This is a genomic window from Methylobacterium variabile (assembly GCF_001043975.1).
In the GTDB taxonomy this organism is placed as follows: Bacteria; Pseudomonadota; Alphaproteobacteria; order Rhizobiales; family Beijerinckiaceae; genus Methylobacterium; species Methylobacterium variabile.
On the sequence record NZ_LABY01000503.1, the window covers coordinates 1 to 992 of the forward strand.

At 73.1% G+C, this 992-nt stretch carries 1 protein-coding gene; it reads left to right on the forward strand.

Translation table 11 applies throughout. The features are described from left to right. Window positions 1-836 (forward strand): transporter substrate-binding domain-containing protein (locus VQ02_RS34190; RefSeq protein ID WP_053080661.1); only part of this gene is annotated, 836 nt, incomplete at its 5' end. Window positions 837-992 lie beyond the last annotated feature (156 nt).

Below are 992 nucleotides of genomic sequence, written 5' to 3' on the forward strand. Positions count from 1 at the left end.
TCGGGCTGATCGCGGCGCTCGGCCTGACGCTCCTCGGGCCGGCACGGGCCGGGGAGAGCCCGACCGAGCGGCCGATCACCTGGGCGGTCTACGACGCCGCCCCGTTCATGATGACCGAGGGCCAGGACCGGGACACCGGCATCTTCGACCGGATCCGGCGCCTCCTGAGCGCCCGGCTGACCGGCTACGGCCACTCCACCCTGACGGTCCCGTTCCCGCGCATCGTCACGTCGCTCAAGCACGGCGAGGACTGGTGCTTCGTCGGCGGCGTCAAGACGCCCGATCGCGAGGCATTCGCGGTCTTCTCCCGGCCGGTGGCGATGTTCTATCCGCTGCGCATCGCGGTCAATGCCAGCCAGCGCGCCCGCTTCGAGGCGCTCGCGCCCCTGTCGCTGCGCACCCTGCTCGAGCAGCACCGCGACCTGCGCACCAGCGTGCTGCGCAACCGCGCGATCGCGCCCACCGTCGACGCGCTGCTCCGGCAGCACGCGCCCGTCCAGACCCACTCCGAGTTCAGCGAGGCCTTCCGCATGCTGCTGAACGACCGCCTCGACTACCTCGTGGAGTTCAGCAGCATCACGGCCTACAACGCCCGCCAGCTCGGCCAGCCGGACGCCTTCGTGGGCCTGCCCTTCGCGGAGAGCCCGGAGCCGGTGTTTTCCCGGGTGATGTGCGCCGCCACGCCCTGGGGGCGCGAGGTGGTGGCGCGCATCGACGCCGTGCTGACGGAGCAGCGGCCGAGCCCGGCCTATCGGGAGATCGTCGAGGCCTGGGCGGCGGAGGAGGACCTGCCGCGGATCCGTGCCGTCTACGACGCCTTCCTGGCGAGCGACTGAGCGGCCGCCGTCGACGCGGGAGCCGGGCTCACGCCGCCAGCGCGGCGTCCTGCCCCAGAAGTCCCCGGGTCACGAACGGCTCCACCCAGACCCGCCGCCCGGTCAGGTCGTGCACGCTCACCTGCCAGCCGGCCCAGTCGGCGTCCTCGCCGAGGC